The following is an 18,103-nucleotide window of genomic DNA, read 5'->3' on the forward strand; positions in this document are numbered from 1 at the left end:
GAGCTACGACGACTCACTTTCAAACAAAGCATCCACAAAAGCACTCGCATCAAAGGGCTGAAGATCTGTTACGCCCTCCCCAATACCCACAAATCGAATCGGTCGCGCCAACTTCTGCGCGATCGCAAAGATCACGCCACCGCGCGCCGTACCGTCTAACTTGCTGAGGGCGATACCGGTGACCCCTACAGCCTTATCAAATTCCTCAGCCTGAGACACAGCGTTTTGCCCAGTGCCTGCGTCGAGCACCAGCAACGTCTCGTGAGGCGCCTGAGGGTCAATCTTTCGCATCACTCTGACCACTTTCTCAAGCTCATCCATCAAATGGCTTTTGTTCTGGAGTCGGCCAGCCGTGTCAGCAATCAAAATGTCCACCTCCCGAGCATGCGCCGCCTGTAAAGCATCAAACAACACAGACGCACTGTCAGCACCCGTGTGCTGAGCAATCACCGGCACTTCATTTCGCTCCCCCCAGACTTGAAGCTGCTCGACCGCAGCCGCTCGGAATGTGTCACCAGCAGCCAGCATGACCTGCTTACCCTGTGCCTTAAAACCATGAGCAAGCTTGCCGATCGTCGTGGTCTTGCCAGCACCATTGACTCCCACCACCAGTATCACAAAGGGCTTCTGATTGTCGGTGACTAAAGGTTGCTCGCACGGTGTCAGAATATCAAGCAAAGCCGACTTAGTAGCGGCCATGACCGCAGCGCCATCCGAAAGTTCTTTGCGAGAAATACGCTCAGTGATGGCCGATACAATGCGTTGCGTTGCCTCTATCCCTACATCAGCCGTCAAAAGTTGATCTTCCAGAGCCTCCAAAACTTCGCCGTCAATGACTTTGCGCCCCAGAAAAAGCGTGCCAAGACCGTTGGAAAAATGGCCCCCTGTACGACTTAGGCCGCGGCGAAATCGAGAGTACAAACCGCCGTCCTCTGCCGAATGTGCCTCGGCTGCTACTTTGCTTTCAGCTTCCAGCGCCAAGCTCTCTGCTGGCTTTTTAGGTTTTTCTTTGCGCCCAAAGAATTTCATGGCAACGTGCTCATTACAGTTTTGACATTGAGTTGGTGACTGGGCCGGGCCCTCACATCAGCATGGTAGCACTGCGTCGAGGGAGCAGACATGCGCAAAGCGCCAATAAAACAAAGTAGTAGCCGACTGCGCATTATTGGGGGCGAGTGGCGAGGCCTCAGGCTCAATTTTCCTGATAACGTGGCCCACTTGCGACCCACGCCAGACCGGGTCAGAGAAACACTATTCAACTGGCTCACAAGCCGTATTCAAGACGCCCACTGTCTCGATCTTTTTGCCGGCAGTGGCGCTCTGGGGCTCGAAGCCCTCTCCAGAGGCGCCAATCACTGCGTATTTGTCGATAGTTCCGCCGTGGCAACCGACGCTATTCGCGGTCACCTCAGCCATCTGAATGCTCAAGACCGCGCAACGATCGTGAGCAGCAACGCTCTTGAATGGCAAGGCACCCCCGCGGATATTGTCTTCCTAGACCCTCCCTATTCAGCAGATTTAATCGGCACCGCCTTAGAGCACCTGCTCACAAAAGGTCTACTCGCGCCAGACGCTAGGGTTTATGTAGAACTAGAGCGCAATCAGACAATGCCCGACATACCCGCTTCTTTGGAGGTGATTCGGGATAAAGTGGCGGGAAATGTCCGTTACCTGCTTCTAGCAGTTTCGGATAATGTTTGTTTGTAAGCGGCCCCTTGTGTACATTCATCGCGGTTATGGCTGAGAATTCGCAGTTATGCGCACACAATCTATTGTTTACCCCGGAACTTTCGATCCCATCACCAAGGGCCACATTGATTTGGTTGAGCGAGCTGCCAGACTGTTCGGTAGCGTCATCATCGCGATAGCCCAAAGTGAAAAGAAGCAGCCCCTTTTCGATCTAAAAGAGCGAACAACCCTTACCCAGGACGCTCTTAGTCACATCGATAACGTAGAAGTTTGCAGTTTTACCGGGCTGTTAACCGACCTGGTGACGGAGCAGGGGTCTAATTGTGTTCTGCGAGGGTTACGGGCTGTTGCGGACTTCGAATACGAATATCAGCTTGCTAATATGAATCGCGCTCTAAAGCCTGATTTTGAGAGCGTATTTCTTACCCCCTCGGAGAATCTCGCCTACATATCTTCTTCTTTAGTCCGGGAAATTGCATCTATGGGTGGCGACATCACGCCCTTTGTGGCCCCGAACGTAGCGGAAGCGCTCAAGAATAAGTTCCCCGATTAACGTTGGCAGGTTGTGCAAAAAACTGAGGTTCGATTACCCAACCTAATCTCTTGAAGTTGGCCAGAGCACGCCCTGCATGACTGGCCTCCTCGACCATAAACACGCAGCTTTTGTGCAAAGTAGCCAGGTTTGCCATCACCGCCCACAAAATCTCTGAGTGTAGTTCCGCCCTGCTCGATAGCCGCTGCCAACAGCTCCTTCACCGCTTCAGCCAAGCGCTGATAGCGCTGCAGGCTAATGTTCCCCGCCCTGCGGGTGGGACGGATTCCCGCCATAAAAAGAGCTTCGTTAGCGTATATATTGCCAACACCCACCACGATTCGACCGTCCATCAAAAATTGCTTAACCGCCGCCTTTCTGCCTCGAGCCGCCTTATACAACCAAGCTCCGTCAAAATCACTGGATAGGGGTTCGGGACCCAAGTGCCGCAGCAGCGCATGGTCATCAGAGGTCAGTAAGTGAAAGCTTCCAAAACGCCGGGGGTCGTTGTATCTGAGGCAATTGCCATCATTGAGGACAATATCGACATGGTCGTGAAATAGCGGCGGAGTTGACGCGGGCATAACACGCAATGATCCAGACATACCAAGGTGAACCATCAGTGTGTGGTGCTCGAGGTCAATGAGTAAATATTTTGCACGGCGTCGGGTGCCCAAAATTCGCTGCCCCGAAGCGAGGGGGGCAAGGGCTTCTTCGATAGGCCAGCGGAGTTTGGCGTTGCGAATTAAAACGCGCTCAATGCGCCGATCGACCGCATGGGGATCAATGCCACGACGGGTTGTCTCTACTTCAGGCAGCTCAGGCATAACTAACGGGGCACAAAAAACCCCGGGGCTGGTAACAGCACCGGGGCAGTCTTAAAGAAAGCCGCAAAACCTATTTGATTTTGCCTTCCTTGTAGATGACGTGTTGCCGAGCCACTGGGTCGAACTTTTTCATCTCCAGTTTCTCTGGCATCGTTCGCTTGTTCTTATCGGTCGTATAAAAGTGACCGGTACCCGCTGTTGAGTTCATGCGAATTTTTTCACGCATAGCAATTCTCCTTTAAACTTTTTCGCCACGGGCGCGCAACTCGGCAAGTACGGTATCGATACCGCGCTTATCGATGATGCGCATTCCTTTGGGGGATACACGAAGAGAAACAAACCGCTTTTCGGACTCTACCCAAAACCTATGGTTGTGAAGGTTGGGCAGGAAACGACGACGAGTTCGATTCTTGGCGTGAGACACATTGTTACCGGTTACCGGGCGCTTGCCGGTAACTTGACAGACTCGAGACATGGTTAAACCCGTCGCAGGACACTGAAAAAAGGGTGCGCAACATACCAAAGCCATGGCATTACCGCAAGCCTTAGTCAGCGGAACCCTGCTATTCCCTCTGAAGCCATGGACAGATAGCCCCCTTGGCCTACGATTAAGTGATCAAGAAGCTCGATATCGAGTAACTCGAGGGCGCGGCGAAGCCGCTCCGTCAGCCGAAGATCCGCAGGACTCGGGGCTACCGATCCGGAGGGGTGGTTGTGCGCGACAATAATCCCAGAGGCACTCAGTTTCAGCGCCATCGCAGCAATTTCTCTGGGGTAAACCGGTGCCGTATTTAGGGTACCTAAAAACAGGTCACGACATACCAACAGCTGGCGCTGGGTGTTCAGAAATAAACAGGTAAACACCTCCCGGTGCTGCAACTGGTAATGATGCTGCAGATAATCGTGACAGCTGGCAGGATTTTGCAGCGAAGTCCGTTCAAATAGGCGCTCCTCTGCAAGTCGTTGTGCGAGTAACAGAGAGGACCCCAGCTGGTGGCGTCTTCGGCTCCCCACACCGACGACTGCTGCGTCGCTGCACAGTAACGCCGCAATTCCCTCCCGGAGAGAGCCGCGGTGACGGTGTAAATAACCTGCAATTTCGAGCTCGGCAGTCGCAGCAGGCAACCCAAGGGCCGCTGCGAGCAACTCGGCGTCACTTCTAGAGCAGCTACTTTTAGACCTGTCGCACAGTAGTGCAATGCTAAATGTGTCCAAAAAGCGCTCCAAGTGCTAGTGTTCAGGGTATTTTCTGGGTTAGCGCGATCGAATGGGACACCTTCACAATCGGAACATCATCATCGGTGTAACAGGTGGTATTGCTGCCTACAAGATCGCCGAACTGATCCGCCTTCTTCGAGGTGATGGTGCCGCGGTACGGATCATAATGTCTCGGGGGGCTCAGGCCTTCGTCACGCCACTTACCTTACAATCACTCTCCGGGTTTCCGGTCCACACCGAGCTTCTGGATGAAACCGCGGAAATGGGCATGGGGCATATTGAATTAGCGCGATGGGCAGACGCTTTTATCGTGGCTCCTGCAACAGCCGACGCGCTGGCTAGGCTTGCTGCAGGGCGAGCCGATGACCTTCTAACCACTACCGCCCTCGCGACTCCCGCTCCAGTTTTTGTGGCACCGGCCATGAATCAGCAAATGTGGAAAAATGCAGCAACTGCAACAAATATTCAGCGCCTCACAGATCGCGGCGTCGAAATAATTGGCCCAAGTGCGGGTGAGCAGGCCTGTGGTGATGTAGGTTTGGGCAGGCTAACCGAACCCGCAGAGATCAGAGCTGCAATCAGTGCTCACTTCCCTAGCCGGGCACTGGAGGGCCGTCGCGTTGTCATTACAGCAGGCCCGACACGTGAACCTTTAGATCCGGTGCGGTACATCTCAAACCACAGCTCAGGAAAAATGGGGTTTGCCCTCGCTCAAGCTGCAGCTGAAGCAGGCGCAGAGACCGTTTTAATAAGTGGCCCCGTCACACTTGATACGCCCGAGGGCGTCACTCGTGTGAATGTAGATACAGCACTTCAAATGCACGAGGCCTGCTTTCACCACCTCGAAAAGCCTACGGCGCTCTTTATTGGTAGCGCCGCAGTCGCAGATTATCGAGCCGAAGTTAATGCGCCGCAAAAAATAAAAAAGGTGGGTGACACGCTTACCTTAAATCTCACCCGTAACCCCGATATCATCACAGAGGTCGCCCGATCAGCCAGCCGGCCGTCTTTGGTGGTTGGGTTTGCTGCTGAAACTGAGCACCTCATAAAGCATGCAGAGGCTAAACGCCTGGCGAAGCAACTTGATGTTGTCATTGCTAATGATGTCAGCCGAGCCGATATAGGGTTTAACAGTGACGTTAACATGGTGACTTGGGTAGATAGCGCGGGACATGACGTTGTCCCCATAACGACCAAACGTAATCTAGCCAAGCTTTTGATCGCGCGCTGTATCGAAAGAATGCCCAAAAGCTATGATGACGACGAACAAAGCGCGACTGGATTGGAGGATGATCGTTGAGCTCCGAGCTAAAGAGCCAGAAAGACGGCGAAGTCACCAGCGAAGGCGACGACTTAAAAGCTCTGCTGTACAAAGCAGGCCTCGTTGCCTTGGTGCCAGCTGTGTTTGCCTTTTTATGGCTGGGTCTGATCAGAGAACCCCTACTGCAATCGGGAACGGCAACCAACCTTGCCCAAGCGACCGTTGAAAGCCGCGCTGATATGGTGGGGCTCTATATCAAGGACCTTGAGCTACGCATCGACGCCCTGACAACTCAGCTGGAGGGCCAAGTAGAAGCACCAGATTTATCCTACGCTCACCTGAGCTTTCCTGATGCGGACGCCATTTCATTTATTCCCTTGGATGACCTAGGCACCGTAAGCATCAGCCCGGGAGATTTTGGCCTTCGTTCGCATATTGATATCGATATCGTTCGGCGAGCCTTTGGTGGTGAAGACCCAGCCCCCGAATTTATTTTCGACGATGATAAATCTTACACATTGTTTGCCCGTGGATTGGGCAAGCCCGTTAGGGGGGTTTTTGTCGTTGAGGTCAGTCAGCGCCGACTCGCGGAGCTGATTACTCCGGGTAATGAGGGGCAGTACCGCATTGTGCAGGAGATATCGAGCGCCATAAGCGATACGGTTGTGGGAGCTTTGCAGGGTGAGTCTCTCGTCAGCGCGGATGTCATGGGAACACTTTGGAGCGTAGAGTTCTCACCCAACCCAGACTGGCTTTCTGCTGCTCAGCCAAGCTGGTGGGGGCTCCTGCTGTCGGTAGTTATAACCCTTGCGGGAATAGTGGCGAGCTTTTATCTGCTCGTGCAGCGCTCAGGCCAGCTCCTAAAGTCTGAGGTGAAACGGATATTAGAAGCCGCCGAGCTGCGTACGCCATTGAGAGTCACGGTACCGGCCATAACGCCACTTGCCAAAATGTTGCGACAGCTGAGCTTACTCAGCCGCAGGCAGTTAGTGCTTCAAGCTCGACGCGAAGCAACACGAGACGACCAAGGTGACGTTACCGTCAAGGATTCTGATGTCCCCGTGCCCGAGCCAACAGAGGCTGATCCGAAACCTGACGAGCTGCTGGTCGATCACGAATCAACCGGAACTATCGATGAAATTCCGGCACATATTTTCAAACCCGGGAGTATTCGAGGAGACGTGCAAACCGAGCTGACAGAAGCGCTCATAGAGAGCATCGGTCAGGCGCTGGCTGTCATGTGTGGTGATCGTGATATTCAGACTCTCATCGTCGCCCACGACTCCCGCCCAAGTAGCAAACAAATTCGAACCATTTTGGTGAAAGCGCTTCTAGCAAGTGGCCGCGATGTCATTGATGTTGGCGAAATTCCAACGCCGGCTTTTTACTTTGCAACCCATGAAGCAGAAACCGACTCCGGAATAATGATCACTGGCGGTCACGGTGATGAGCATATCAATGGCTTTAAGATTGTTTTTCATAAAAAGCTTTTGTCGGGGGTTGGGATCGAGGAGATTCTCGCAACCATTCGCTCAAGGAAAACCACACAGGGCTCGGGCCGAACTATTCGCTCCCGAATTGAAGCCGATTATATTGATCGCATCGCCATGGATGTGTCACTAGCCCTGCCATTGAAAGTGGTCATTGATAACGACTTTGGTACAGCGGCAAGAATCACCGAGCCATTGTTAGACGCACTGGACTGCGACTTGGTCAGTTTGAACTCGCCGGAGGAAGGCCCACGACCCGAAGGGCGCTCCCTTGAGGGGGCCCTCAAGGTTCTTGGAGAGCGAGTCATAGCAGAGGGCGCAGATCTTGGTGTCCTTTTCGATAGTGACGGAGATCGCCTACACACGGTAACCGAAACGGGTATTGCAGTAGGCAACGATTCACTGCTGATGTTATTCGCCCGGGATATGCTTGAACGCAATCCCGGAGCGGATGTGGTTTATGACATCCAATGCACTCGACAATTCGCGCCTTTCGTAACCCGTACCGGGGGCAGAGCGCAGATGTCTCGCTCTGGCCAGGCTTTCATTGCCGAGAAAATGCTGCAAGCGAAAGCACTTTTAGCCGGCGATTTTTCCGGACACATATTTTTCGCAGAACGCTGGTACGGTTTTGATGATGCCCCCTATGCCATGGCTAGATTGCTTGAAATTCTCGCCACCGCCAGCTCTGGGTTTGGCGAAATTGTTGCGGCGTTGCCACAGTCAAGCAGCACCCCGGAGATCCTCCTTGAGCTGGAAAGCCGAAGTCGCAAGAAAATTATGCGTGCCTTGGTTAGCAACGCCGATTTCCCGGGAGCTCGAATCACAACTTTGGACGGCCTTCGTGTTGACTACGCCGATGGCTGGGGTCTCGTACACAACTCAATCACCGAGTCAGCGCTGTCCCTACGATTCGAGGGAAACGATGACGCCAGCCTTGAGCGCGTCAAAGGGGTATTACGAAAAGCCATTACCGAAGCAGAGCCCAGCATCAATCTACCCTTCTGATATGATGATGCGTTGTGTACCCATCTATTCACGCTAAGAGTAAATCCCAATGTCACTGAGCCGTGACGAGGCGACCAATGTTGCCCGTGTCTTAACCGAATCACTGCCCTACATACAGCGCTTTACCAGCCGAACGATTGTGATCAAGTTTGGCGGTAATGCCATGGTCGATCCCCAACTCTTCGAAACCTTTGCTCGGGATGTTGTCCTGATGAAGTTAGTGGGAATGAATCCTGTGATTGTTCACGGTGGTGGGCCACAAATTGGAGAGCTTTTAGGCCGCTTAAAAATTAAGAGCGAATTTGTCGATGGCATGCGCGTTACAGATGCTCCCACGATGGATGTCGTAGAAATGGTGCTTGGCGCCAGCGTCAATAAAGAAATTGTTGACTGCATTCATCGAAATGGCGGCAGAGCCGTGGGTTTAACCGGCAAAGACGGTGAGCTTCTAAAAGCCCGTAAACTTCAGCTTGATAGTGCTGGAGAGGCACCCCAAGACATAGGTTTAGTCGGCGAAGTGACGTCGGTCGACACTCAGGTGCTGAAAATGCTGGGTGACAGTGACTTTATTCCAGTCATTGCCCCCATCGCTGGCGGAGCTGATGGCAAAACCTACAACATCAACGCCGATTTAGTCGCAGGTAAAATCGCTGAAGTGCTACATGCGGAAAAATTGATGCTACTGACCAATGTGGCGGGACTCCTCGATCAAGGAGGAGACGTCTTGACAGGCCTTTCCACGAAAGAAGTTGATCGCCTCATTGCCGACGGTGTCATTCGAGGCGGAATGCTGCCAAAAATACGCTGCGCCGTCGATGCCGTAAAACAAGGCGTGATGAGCGCCCATATTATTGATGGACGCGTGCCCCATGCCGCACTATTGGAAATCTTTACTGACGAGGGTATTGGTACTTTGATTTGTAACAAACGCTGAAGCAGAAAAATTTTTCACCCTCAAGACACTTAAAAATTGCACTAGCTCGCTTCTATAGCTAGCATGAAATCGTTTTCCGCTGGATCATTCGTCCATGCCAAACTCAAAATTAGGACGCCGGGATCAAATCTTGCAAGCATTAGCAGCGATGCTTGAGCAAGGCCCAGATACTCGCATCACGACGGCTAAGCTCGCTAATGAGGTGGGCGTGTCGGAGGCGGCGCTTTATCGGCATTTCCCCTCTAAAACTAAGATGTTTGAAGCACTCATAGAGTTCGTAGAGGCGACCTTATTCACCCGAATCAGCCGAATTATTGAGGAAAAGCCCAACAGCTTGGATTGTTGCTACCGAATTCTGGAGCTGTTGCTTGGATTTTGTGAGAGAAACCCCGGCATTACGCGCATTCTTCATGGCGAGGCGTTACTTGGGGAGTCAGAGCGGCTTCACTTGCGTGTTGCCCAACTCTTTGACCGAATCGAAACCCAGTTGCGCACCGCTTTAAGGGAGGCTGAGGTCAAAGAGCAGCTGAGGCCGACAATATTACTGGCTGACAGTGCCAGCCTAATACTCGCTGCCGCTGAAGGCAGAATTTCTCAGTTTGTCCGCAGCGAATTCAAACGTTCGCCCATACAAGGCTGGGACAAGCAATGGGCCTTGCTGGCCTCTAACCTGATGAGGCCTGTGCCCGCTTAACCTATTGCGGTGGCGTCTCCATTTGATGACGCAGTCTGACAACATCTTGCAACTGCTCAAATCGATCGATATCCCGCTGATAAAGCGCCGTCATCTCACTTATCTGAGACTCGCGCGTCGCAATTTTATCGTCGGTGCTGTCAATCTCCCGCTTGAGTAGCTTGATATTTTCAAGATCAACAGGCAACGGTTCGACCCCGGAGCGCTCGGTTGCGGCAACGCGGGCTTGGGCGTTTTCAACTTGCTGCCGCAGACTTCTGCGATTGGACTTTAAAATAGAGACTCTGATTTTGAGGTCGCTCAGAGACCGATCCCTGGCATCTTCGATATCGGCAATAGTGGAGTAGCGCAGTAACAACGACTCGTCCCAATTTTGCAGGCGTTGCTGCTCAGACTTCGCATCCTCTTCAAGCTCGCGGGAAAGCGCAACATTAGCGCGCTCTTCCGGTGTCATCGCACTAGGAACAACCGATATCACAACGCCGTTAGCATCCAGCACTTCGTAACCATTATCGGCGTATTCAACGGGAACGTGGAAATCGACCACAAGAACGCCATTTTCTGCCCGGTAGCGATACAGGTTTTCAGCTGCACTAGAGGTTGCAACTGTCAACATGAATGCCCCGATAAGAGCAGCCGAAAAGCGGGGGCTATACCCCATAACGATCTCGATAACGTTGCATAGGCTCAAGATATTGGCTCAGATCTGGAGTGGACTCAAGCCATTCAATGATGTCATGCATGGTGATGACGCTTGCGACCTTAAGGCCAAGCTCATCGCGCACTTCATCAACGGCAGATTGCGTGCCCGATCCCCGTTCGCAGCGATCTAAACCAATAACGACCCCAGCGGGCTGGGCACCAGCATCGCGAATGAGTGCAATCGCCTCTCTAATCGCCGTTCCCGCAGTAATCACGTCATCTACAATTACCACGTCGTCTCTCAGTGGTGCCCCCACCAACAGACCACCCTCTCCATGGCTTTTTGCTTCCTTCCGATTGAAGCTATAGGGCACGTCAAGGCCATGATGGCTCGCCAGAGCCACCGCCGTAGCAGTGACCAATGGAATGCCTTTGTAAGCCGGTCCAAATAAAACTGTCGGGATTAATTCAAATGCAACCAGAGTATTGGCGTAACAGCGACCTAACTCTGCCAGAGCTTGACCCCCTGAAAACCCCCCCGCGTTAAAAAAATAGGGGCTTACACGGCCAGACTTCAACTCAAATTCACCAAAACGTAAAACCTGACAACGGATGGCTAATTCGATAAACGCCTTACGAGTGGCACTGTGCTCTGGGTTACTCATAGCTTTATTCTTCACTTTTAGTCGAACAATCAAAATCCGGCAATCTGAAATTTCTCTGCGGTCGCGATGGCAGCCCGCTGTGCCTTCGCCTATGATACTGGCCTTGTTTACACAGGACTACCAATGAAAGTCGTCAGTTTAGTTGTTGAGGGCCTCGAACAGGCACAAGAAGCCGGCCTTTTTGACTGGATCCAAGAGGAGGACGCTGACGTGGTTTGCCTGCAGGACACCCGCTGTTCTGAATACAGCCTCAAGGGCGACGTATACTTCCCTGAAAACTACAGCCCTTACTTTCTCGACGACTTTGACAACCCCAAGCGTAACGGCGTTGCCATTTACTGCAAGAAGCTGCCAAAAGCGATTATGAGTGGCTTGGGTTTTACTGACTTTGACGGTCGCGGCCTGTACCTCCAAGCCGACTACCCCAATGTCAGCGTGGGGTCATTACTGGTGCCAAGTGGGCGGGCCAGTGACGAAGCCATGAATACAAAGCTGAAGTTCTTGGAGCTTTTAGGCCAGCACCTGCAGAAGATTAAAAACAAACGGAGAGACTTCATCATTTGTGGCGGTTGGGAGTTGATTAGCCAGCCGATCGATGCCGAAGAAGCGGGCAATCGCACAGACCTCCCGGGGTTCTCCAGTATCGAACAAGACTGGCTAAAGGAGCTTTACCAAAGCGGCTACTGCGATGCTTTTAGAACCCTAAATGCCAGCGGTGAAGAATTTACCTGGTGGCCCGACGGAGATGACGCGGGCGCCCTGCGCTCAGACACGCACATTACCTCGGTATCTCTTAAGGATCGTGTCACCAGTGCCGTGGTAAACACCAGCGATGCCTTCTCAAGCCACGCGCCGGTGATCATTGAGTACGATGTCGACCTTTAGACCGACAGCGCCTCGCGTTGCTTATCAATAATAATCTGGCCACCGGCTATCGCAAGGTCAAGCATGTTGTTTAACTCGGCCCTTTCAAAGGCTGCGCCCTCAGCGGTGCCTTGTACCTCAATCAAACCTCCACCCTCGGCCACAACAACATTCATATCGGTGTCTGCCGTTGAATCCTCGGCGTAATCCAGATCAAGTACAGCCTGACCGTTCCATACACCTACCGAGACAGCGCCTATCAAAAATCTGAGTGGATCAGACTGCAAAGACTGCTTGCGTTGCAGGGTATTGAGCGCATCAACAACAGCAACACAAGCCCCGGAAATAGACGCCGTGCGAGTACCTCCATCGGCCTGAATGACATCACAATCTAGGGTAAGGGTGTTTTCACCCAGAGCTTTTAGGTCAATCGCGGCACGCAGTGACCGTCCAATTAGGCGCTGAATTTCTACGGTTCGTCCAGACTGCTTGCCTCGGCTGGCCTCCCTGCTCATTCGACTACCCGTGGATCGAGGCAGCATCCCGTACTCTGCCGTCAACCAGCCCTGCCCTTTACCCCGCAAAAATCCAGGCACCCCAGGCGTCAATGACGCAGTACAGAGCACTCGAGTTTGCCCAAACGATACCAATACCGAGCCCTCGGCATGACACGTAAAACTACGCTCAAAGGTAATCGCTCTAAGTTCATCAAGCGCTCTACCACTGGGGCGATCCAAAGTAACCGACATAGACCAATTCCTTTCAAGGTTGGGCGTGTCATTGGCCGTGCCACGCCGGCCTCAGCTGTTAAACTCACGGCACAAAGCCGCTGATAACAGCCCGGCAACAGCAGGGAGATAGCACGTTGACACAAAGTATGACTGGGTTTTCTCGGGCCATTGTAGCAACTGACTCCGTATCGGTCACAATAGAAATGCGATCGGTCAATAACCGCTATTTAGATGTTCAGATTCGCTGCCCCGAAATACTGCGATCTCAAGATGCTGCTTGGCGCCAAAAAATTGCTAAACAGATCTCTCGAGGCAAGGTAGACGTGACTGTCCGAACAGACCTCCTGGAAAAAGGTGGCTCACTGCAACTGGACCGAGGGCGCCTTGAAGAATTACAAACCGCATTAACTCAAGTAGCGACACAGTTCCCTAACGCCCCAGCACCTGATCAGTTAGCCCTTCTAATGGCCCCGGGCGTCATAGCGGGTAATACTACCGAGGAATCTGTGTGGATAGCGGCAGGCACCGACGCATTGAATCAAGCGCTCAACGAGCTGGTCGACAGCAGAAAGGAAGAGGGCCAGAAGCTGGAGGGCCTCATCCGGAAGCGCTGCGAGATCTTCAGGCAGTACCTTACAAATTATCGAGGGGCATTGCCTCAGCTCCAAGAAATCCATCGACAACGACTGCTTGACCGGATACAACAGTTAGCTGCGCAACCAGACGCCAAAAGGCTTGAAGAAGAGCTCGTTTACAGCGCGCAAAAAACTGATGTCGATGAGGAACTGGACCGACTAGATGCGCACCTCGCTGCGATAGAAGTCGCCATAGCAGGAAAGCTGCCCTGTGGTCGCCGCCTCGATTTTTTGATGCAGGAGCTCAACCGAGAAGCCAATACTTTGGCATCAAAATCCGCCGCACTCACAACGACACAAACCGCTGTAGAATTCAAAGTGATCATCGAACAGATGCGGGAACAAATACAGAACATCGAATAAAGGAGGTAATCAGGCTTGGAAGACCACCCAGCAACGGGCAACCTGCTGACAGTGTCAGCCCCTAGCGGAGCAGGCAAAACCTCGCTAGTTCGTGCACTCATAGAACGCAGGTCACACTTGAGCGTCTCCGTATCCCATACGACAAGACCTATGCGTCCGGGAGAGGTTGATGGCGTGAATTACCATTTTATCTCTACAGCGGCTTTTCTCGAGGCGAAGGAGTCTGGAGAGTTTTTTGAATGGGCAGAGGTGTTTGGTCACTTTTACGGCACCGCAAAATCCGAGGTGGCATCACGCAGAGCCGCCGGCAATGATGTGATTTTAGAGATCGACTGGCAGGGCGCCAGACAAGTTAAAACCGCTTGCCCGGAAAGCTGCTGTATTTTTGTGCTACCGCCCTCTATTTCAGCACTAGAGAGTAGGCTCACTCAACGTGGGCAGGATAAAGCAGAGACCATACGAAGCCGTATGGCCGAGGCTCAAAGTGAAATGGCCCGCTGGCCGGATGCCGACTATTTAGTACTCAACGACGACTTTGAGCGTGCCTTGACAGAGCTGACGACGATTGCTGATAGCCTCCGACTTACCCGAGATTATCAATCCCGGGACTTGGCGAAAGTTCTCGAAGCCTTAACCCTCCATTGAGGTGATTTTTACCATAGTCCGTTTCCGCACTTAGTGGGGTATACTGTTGGACTGGGCCGCATTTGTGCGGCATTAATAGGAGATTGCTTCACCCATGGCACGCATCACCGTAGAAGATTGTTTAGACAACGTGGACAACCGTTTCGAGCTCGTTATGCTCGCTGCCAAAAGAGCCCGTCAGATCGCCACCCAAGGCAAAGACCCACTTGTCGACGAGGAGTCAGACAAGCCTACCGTCATCGCTTTGCGAGAAATTGCAGAGGGCATGGTAACGCCTGAGTTGATCGCTCGCGAAACTGAAATCGAAGCTGAAGAAGAGCTGGCGGCAAGCTTCGAAACACCTGTTTACTAACCTCAAGGTAATAGAGACCTTTGGTTGCCGGTACGTTTCAGGTCCTCAGTAGCTCTATTACAGATGCTAAGTCGCGGCTGCTTTCTAAATCAGCCGCCACGACTCAGCAAACAGGTCTCGACAATAGTGACCGCTCTTTTGTCGGTTTTGAACGTCAAATCAAAGCCTACCTCCATGACACGCAAGTGCTGCTGGTCAAGCGTGCTTACTTTTTTGCAGAACAAGCCCATTACGGCCAAGTGCGCCGTAGCGGTGAGCCCTATGTCACACATCCCCTAGCCGTCGCCAGTGTCCTTGCTGAAATGCATATGGACCATCAAAGCCTGATGGCAGCACTTCTGCATGACACTATTGAAGATACGGGTGTGACTAAAGAAGATATCGGCGCGCAGTTTGGCGCAGAAGTGGCGGAGCTTGTCGATGGCGTGAGTAAATTGACTCACATCGAATTTGATAGCCTCGAACACAAGCAGGCGGAAAACTTTCAAAAAATGGCACTCGCCATGGCGCGGGATATCCGCGTGATACTCGTCAAGCTTGCCGACAGACTGCACAACATGCGAACCCTGGGTGTCCTTAGTCGAGAAAAGATCAAACGCATCGCCGGAGAAACTCTGGACATTTACGCACCCATTGCTCTGCGCCTAGGAATGAATTCAGTCCGTATGGAGCTTGAAGATCTCGCGTTTAAGGCTCTGTATCCCATGCGCGCGCGGCGCATTGACGCGGCAATTCGCAGTGCCGGGGGCAATCGCAAAACATTGATCAATCAGGTGAGAAACCAGATAAAAACCGTGCTGTCGCGAGAAGAGCTGCCATGCAGTGTTATCGGGCGAGAAAAGCACCTCTACAGCATTTATTCAAAAATGAAGGCAAAGCGAAAGTCTTTCTCTGAAATCATGGACATCTTCGCCTTTAGAATCATTGTTGAATCTGTCGATGATTGTTATCGAGTATTAGGACTAGTGCATAGCCTCTACAAACCCGTGCCCGGCGAATTTACAGACTACATTGCCATTCCAAAGGCGAATGGCTACCAATCCCTACACACCGTATTAAAAGGTATGCACGGCATACCCATAGAAATTCAAATCCGCACGCTAGAAATGGAAGACATGGCCAACAACGGCATTGCCGCCCACTGGCTGTATAAGTCTGACAACGGGTCCGCCAGCGCGTCCCACACCCGAGCGAGAGAATGGGTGCAGGGGCTTTTAGAGATGCAACAACGGGCAGGGAACCCGATGGAGTTCATTGAAAGTGTAAAAATGGATCTCTTTCCCGACGAGGTTTATGTGTTTACACCTCGCGGTGACATTATGGAGCTCCCCCGTGGGGCTACTGCTGTCGACGCTGCTTATGCCGTGCATACCGACATTGGTAATGCCTGCGTTGCCTGCCGAATAAATCGACGCCTCGCGCCGCTGTCTGAACCCCTTGAGAGTGGACAAACCATTGAAATAATTACCTCACCTAACGGCAGGCCCAACCCGGATTGGTTCAATTACGTTGTAACTGCAAGAGCGCGAACACACATTCGTCACTATCTGAAAGACCAGCGTCGTGAAGATTCTATTGATTTAGGCCGCAACCTTTTGAACAAGGCATTGATCTCTCACGGTGTCAGAATTGATGACTTTATGGGTGAGCTTATAGAGCCCACCCTCAAAAAATTGGGCAGCCCAGACCTCTCCACCTTGTTAATGGACATCGCATTGGGGAATTTATTGCCACAAATCGTCGCCAGTCGGATTGCTGGCGCCACCGCCGGGCCAGTCGACCCTGATCGCAATGAGGCCGTCGCCATTCGAGGCACAGAAGGCTTTGTGGTGAACTATGCAAAGTGTTGCTGTGCTTTACCAGGCGACCCTATCGGTGGCTATTTAAGCCCCGAAAAAGGGCTCGTAGTGCACCGCGAAGACTGCAAAAATTTGCTGGAAATGCGTGAGCACCCCGAGCGAATGATGAATCTCCGTTGGGATGAAGACGTAGAAGGGCTGTTTTCTGCTGGGCTTAGACTCGAATCTGAAAACCGACGGGGCATCATTGCTGTGGTTGCTACTCGGCTAAACACCGTGGGAATGAATATTGACCGCATCTCAACCACCGATAAAGATGCCCAGTACACCTATGTCGACATTGAGCTGCAGGTGCGCAGTCGTATCCACCTTGCTCGCATCATGAAGCGCCTGCGAACCGTTGAAGGCGTGCGACGCGTTATCCGTATTAGTCGTCGCTAAACTCCACCCCTCACTTATTTCTAACGAAGAGAATTCCCATGTCCAATCGAGCCGTTATTTCTACTGAATCCGCTCCCGCTGCCATAGGCCCCTATTCACAGGCCATAAAAGTTGGAAATACCGTCTGGATTTCAGGGCAAATTCCTCTCGACCCTGACACCATGACCTGTGTCGAGGGTGGCATTGAAGCAGAGACCCAGCAGGTATTTGCCAATCTCAAGGCTATTGCCGAGGCCGCGGGCGGGCAGCTAAACGACGCGGTAAAAATAAACATTTCTCTCACTGATCTGGGAAACTTTGCTGCAGTCAATGCGATAATGGAGCAACACTTTGATGCGCCCTACCCGGCTCGAGCCTGCGTTGAAGTTGCCGCATTGCCCAAAGGCGTTGCAGTAGAAATAGAGGCGATACTGAGCCTTTAAAACGACAAAGTAACCCCTGCTGTTACGACAAATGCTCGCTGATTAGCTCTGCAAAACCTGTCTGATAATCAGGATAGCTGAAACGATAACCTGCGGACTGTAAGCGCTGACTGCTGCACCGGCGATTGGCAAGGCGTGACGTGGCCGCGCCTGTCATAGCTGAGAGCCCTAGCCTCTTAACTAACCAAGCCTCAATCTCACCGACCGGCGCGGGGCGATGATCACTAGCGATATACACGGGAGCATTTGTCTCCCCCTGCTCGAGACGACGCAAACAAAACGCCATTATTCCAGCGAGGTCATCGCGGTGAATCCGATTGCTAACGCGATCAGGGTCCGGACTACAAAGGCCTCGCTGCAACCGTTTAATCAGCATGCCGGGCCAGTCACCGTAAATACCTGATGCCCGCAACACTGTGGAGTTCTTGCAGGCTGCCAAAAACTGATGCTCAGCCTCCACAATACTCATCCCCTGAGGATCCGATTGCGTGAGCGGGGAATTTTCGTCAACCCAGTCCCCATCTGTTTGAGCAAAGACCCGGGTAGACGAAACAAAAATGCCGCCTTTAACCGTTGATAACAAACCTAGATCAGCCATAAGTGCGACAGGTTGAGCATAGCCTTGATGATAACCCGCAGAATCTCTGGCCGTTGGCAGGGGCGTAAACACCACATAGTCAGGCTGCAAATCGATAAGGCCCGCAATATCGTTGGGCTGCGTATAGTCCCCTGCAATTGGGTTAAAGCCCTCAGGCAGACGATCGACCCGTCGACGCATAGCACTGACGCTCCAGCCCTCTGCCATGAGCTGCAAACCCAGACGGTGACCAAGGTCGCCGCAACCGACAATCAAAACGTGTGGTGACTTCACCGAAGCTTCTCTCAAAGACT

General features: G+C 52.4%; 21 protein-coding genes. 12 read left to right on the forward strand and 9 right to left on the reverse strand.

Annotated elements, in window-relative coordinates; all coding sequences use genetic code 11:
• Window positions 1-3 precede the first annotated feature (3 nt).
• Window positions 4-1,029: a signal recognition particle-docking protein FtsY gene (gene ftsY, locus ACMAZB_RS15320; protein WP_435218434.1), complete on the reverse strand. Its 1,026-nt coding sequence runs from the start codon at window positions 1,027-1,029 to the stop codon at window positions 4-6.
• A gap of 90 nt (window positions 1,030-1,119) precedes the next feature.
• Between ftsY and rsmD the strand changes: the two genes are divergently transcribed.
• Both rsmD and coaD read left to right on the forward strand, forming a co-directional pair.
• Window positions 1,120-1,707: a 16S rRNA (guanine(966)-N(2))-methyltransferase RsmD gene (gene rsmD / locus ACMAZB_RS15325; RefSeq protein WP_435218436.1), complete on the forward strand. Its 588-nt coding sequence runs from the start codon at window positions 1,120-1,122 to the stop codon at window positions 1,705-1,707.
• A 49-nt stretch (window positions 1,708-1,756) separates the two neighbouring features.
• Window positions 1,757-2,242, forward strand: coding sequence for a pantetheine-phosphate adenylyltransferase (coaD, locus tag ACMAZB_RS15330; protein WP_435218438.1), 486 nt, complete (start codon window positions 1,757-1,759; stop codon window positions 2,240-2,242).
• Here the strand turns inward: coaD and mutM are convergent.
• The 4 genes from mutM to radC all read right to left on the reverse strand — a co-directional run bounded on the left by mutM (window position 2,239) and on the right by radC (window position 4,263).
• Window positions 2,239-3,048 carry a bifunctional DNA-formamidopyrimidine glycosylase/DNA-(apurinic or apyrimidinic site) lyase gene (gene mutM / locus ACMAZB_RS15335; RefSeq protein WP_435218440.1) on the reverse strand — a complete coding sequence of 270 codons (810 nt, stop codon included), beginning with the start codon at window positions 3,046-3,048 and terminating at the stop codon, window positions 2,239-2,241. The genes coaD and mutM overlap by 4 nt on opposite strands.
• A 70-nt stretch (window positions 3,049-3,118) precedes the next feature.
• Window positions 3,119-3,274, reverse strand: coding sequence for a 50S ribosomal protein L33 (gene rpmG, locus ACMAZB_RS15340; protein WP_007234130.1), 156 nt, complete (start codon window positions 3,272-3,274; stop codon window positions 3,119-3,121).
• 12 nt (window positions 3,275-3,286) lie between these two features.
• The gene (gene rpmB / locus ACMAZB_RS15345; RefSeq protein WP_435213253.1) at window positions 3,287-3,523 is read right to left on the reverse strand and encodes a 50S ribosomal protein L28; all 237 of its coding nucleotides are present in this window, start codon (window positions 3,521-3,523) and stop codon (window positions 3,287-3,289) included.
• A gap of 74 nt (window positions 3,524-3,597) precedes the next feature.
• Entirely contained in the window at window positions 3,598-4,263 is a 666-nt protein-coding gene (radC, locus tag ACMAZB_RS15350; RefSeq protein ID WP_435218442.1) for a RadC family protein, read from the reverse strand.
• Between the two features lie 52 nt (window positions 4,264-4,315).
• Between radC and coaBC the strand changes: the two genes are divergently transcribed.
• The 4 genes from coaBC to slmA all read left to right on the forward strand — a co-directional run bounded on the left by coaBC (window position 4,316) and on the right by slmA (window position 9,653).
• Window positions 4,316-5,566, forward strand: coding sequence for a bifunctional phosphopantothenoylcysteine decarboxylase/phosphopantothenate--cysteine ligase CoaBC (gene coaBC / locus ACMAZB_RS15355; RefSeq protein ID WP_435218444.1), 1,251 nt, complete (start codon window positions 4,316-4,318; stop codon window positions 5,564-5,566).
• A complete protein-coding gene (locus ACMAZB_RS15360; protein WP_435218445.1) occupies window positions 5,563-8,025 on the forward strand; it encodes a phosphomannomutase/phosphoglucomutase in 2,463 nt (820 codons plus the stop codon). Before coaBC ends, ACMAZB_RS15360 begins: the two co-directional genes overlap by 4 nt.
• 49 nt (window positions 8,026-8,074) lie before the next feature.
• Window positions 8,075-8,959, forward strand: coding sequence for an acetylglutamate kinase (argB, locus tag ACMAZB_RS15365; protein WP_435218446.1), 885 nt, complete (start codon window positions 8,075-8,077; stop codon window positions 8,957-8,959).
• 94 nt (window positions 8,960-9,053) lie between these two features.
• Window positions 9,054-9,653: a nucleoid occlusion factor SlmA gene (slmA, locus tag ACMAZB_RS15370; RefSeq protein ID WP_435218447.1), complete on the forward strand. Its 600-nt coding sequence runs from the start codon at window positions 9,054-9,056 to the stop codon at window positions 9,651-9,653.
• Window position 9,654: 1 nt separating this feature from the next.
• Here slmA and ACMAZB_RS15375 read toward each other — a convergent pair whose 3' ends face one another.
• Both ACMAZB_RS15375 and pyrE read right to left on the reverse strand, forming a co-directional pair.
• On the reverse strand, window positions 9,655-10,269 hold the full coding sequence (locus tag ACMAZB_RS15375) for a hypothetical protein (RefSeq protein ID WP_435218449.1): 615 nt from the start codon (window positions 10,267-10,269) through the stop codon (window positions 9,655-9,657).
• A 34-nt stretch (window positions 10,270-10,303) separates the two neighbouring features.
• The gene (gene pyrE, locus ACMAZB_RS15380; protein WP_435218451.1) at window positions 10,304-10,960 is read right to left on the reverse strand and encodes an orotate phosphoribosyltransferase; all 657 of its coding nucleotides are present in this window, start codon (window positions 10,958-10,960) and stop codon (window positions 10,304-10,306) included.
• 123 nt (window positions 10,961-11,083) lie between these two features.
• Between pyrE and ACMAZB_RS15385 the strand changes: the two genes are divergently transcribed.
• Complete coding sequence (locus ACMAZB_RS15385) at window positions 11,084-11,845, forward strand: exodeoxyribonuclease III (protein WP_435218453.1); 762 nt, start codon at window positions 11,084-11,086, stop codon at window positions 11,843-11,845.
• On the opposite strand, the gene rph is transcribed toward ACMAZB_RS15385, so the two are convergent.
• On the reverse strand, window positions 11,842-12,573 hold the full coding sequence (gene rph, locus ACMAZB_RS15390; protein ID WP_435218454.1) for a ribonuclease PH: 732 nt from the start codon (window positions 12,571-12,573) through the stop codon (window positions 11,842-11,844). The two genes, ACMAZB_RS15385 and rph, sit on opposite strands and share 4 nt — an antisense overlap.
• A gap of 116 nt (window positions 12,574-12,689) precedes the next feature.
• Here rph and ACMAZB_RS15395 point away from each other — a divergent pair, with 116 nt between their 5' ends.
• The 5 genes from ACMAZB_RS15395 (at window position 12,690) to ACMAZB_RS15415 (ending at window position 17,212) form a co-directional block, all read left to right on the forward strand.
• Window positions 12,690-13,553, forward strand: a complete 864-nt coding sequence (locus ACMAZB_RS15395; protein WP_435218456.1) for a YicC/YloC family endoribonuclease — start codon at window positions 12,690-12,692, stop codon at window positions 13,551-13,553.
• A 15-nt stretch (window positions 13,554-13,568) separates the two neighbouring features.
• Complete coding sequence (gene gmk, locus ACMAZB_RS15400; protein WP_435218457.1) at window positions 13,569-14,198, forward strand: guanylate kinase; 630 nt, start codon at window positions 13,569-13,571, stop codon at window positions 14,196-14,198.
• Between the two features lie 94 nt (window positions 14,199-14,292).
• Window positions 14,293-14,550, forward strand: a complete 258-nt coding sequence (gene rpoZ, locus ACMAZB_RS15405; protein WP_435213273.1) for a DNA-directed RNA polymerase subunit omega — start codon at window positions 14,293-14,295, stop codon at window positions 14,548-14,550.
• 20 nt (window positions 14,551-14,570) lie between these two features.
• Complete coding sequence (locus ACMAZB_RS15410) at window positions 14,571-16,790, forward strand: RelA/SpoT family protein (protein WP_435218458.1); 2,220 nt, start codon at window positions 14,571-14,573, stop codon at window positions 16,788-16,790.
• A 38-nt stretch (window positions 16,791-16,828) separates the two neighbouring features.
• Window positions 16,829-17,212, forward strand: coding sequence for a RidA family protein (locus ACMAZB_RS15415; RefSeq protein ID WP_435218459.1), 384 nt, complete (start codon window positions 16,829-16,831; stop codon window positions 17,210-17,212).
• A 22-nt stretch (window positions 17,213-17,234) separates the two neighbouring features.
• Here the strand turns inward: ACMAZB_RS15415 and ACMAZB_RS15420 are convergent, their stop codons facing one another.
• A complete protein-coding gene (locus tag ACMAZB_RS15420) occupies window positions 17,235-18,083 on the reverse strand; it encodes an SDR family oxidoreductase (RefSeq protein ID WP_435218461.1) in 849 nt (282 codons plus the stop codon).
• Window positions 18,084-18,103: the final 20 nt, after the last annotated feature.

The sequence above is a fragment of the Luminiphilus sp. nBUS_07 genome (assembly GCF_051201685.1).
Lineage (GTDB): Bacteria > Pseudomonadota > Gammaproteobacteria > Pseudomonadales > Halieaceae > Luminiphilus.

Excerpts from the sequence above, each read along its gene's own strand:
- ftsY (WP_435218434.1), bottom strand. The coding sequence starts at position 1,029 with ATGAAATTCTTTGGGCGCAAAGAAAAACCTAAAAAGCCAGCAGAGAGC.
- rsmD (WP_435218436.1), top strand. The coding sequence starts at position 1,120 with ATGCGCAAAGCGCCAATAAAACAAAGTAGTAGCCGACTGCGCATTATT.
- coaD (WP_435218438.1), top strand. The coding sequence starts at position 1,757 with ATGCGCACACAATCTATTGTTTACCCCGGAACTTTCGATCCCATCACC.
- mutM (WP_435218440.1), bottom strand. The coding sequence starts at position 3,048 with ATGCCTGAGCTGCCTGAAGTAGAGACAACCCGTCGTGGCATTGATCCC.
- rpmG (WP_007234130.1), bottom strand. The coding sequence starts at position 3,274 with ATGCGTGAAAAAATTCGCATGAACTCAACAGCGGGTACCGGTCACTTT.
- rpmB (WP_435213253.1), bottom strand. The coding sequence starts at position 3,523 with ATGTCTCGAGTCTGTCAAGTTACCGGCAAGCGCCCGGTAACCGGTAAC.
- coaBC (WP_435218444.1), top strand. The coding sequence starts at position 4,316 with ATGGGACACCTTCACAATCGGAACATCATCATCGGTGTAACAGGTGGT.
- argB (WP_435218446.1), top strand. The coding sequence starts at position 8,075 with ATGTCACTGAGCCGTGACGAGGCGACCAATGTTGCCCGTGTCTTAACC.
- slmA (WP_435218447.1), top strand. The coding sequence starts at position 9,054 with ATGCCAAACTCAAAATTAGGACGCCGGGATCAAATCTTGCAAGCATTA.
- ACMAZB_RS15375 (WP_435218449.1), bottom strand. The coding sequence starts at position 10,269 with ATGTTGACAGTTGCAACCTCTAGTGCAGCTGAAAACCTGTATCGCTAC.
- pyrE (WP_435218451.1), bottom strand. The coding sequence starts at position 10,960 with ATGAGTAACCCAGAGCACAGTGCCACTCGTAAGGCGTTTATCGAATTA.
- ACMAZB_RS15385 (WP_435218453.1), top strand. The coding sequence starts at position 11,084 with ATGAAAGTCGTCAGTTTAGTTGTTGAGGGCCTCGAACAGGCACAAGAA.
- rph (WP_435218454.1), bottom strand. The coding sequence starts at position 12,573 with ATGTCGGTTACTTTGGATCGCCCCAGTGGTAGAGCGCTTGATGAACTT.
- rpoZ (WP_435213273.1), top strand. The coding sequence starts at position 14,293 with ATGGCACGCATCACCGTAGAAGATTGTTTAGACAACGTGGACAACCGT.
- ACMAZB_RS15415 (WP_435218459.1), top strand. The coding sequence starts at position 16,829 with ATGTCCAATCGAGCCGTTATTTCTACTGAATCCGCTCCCGCTGCCATA.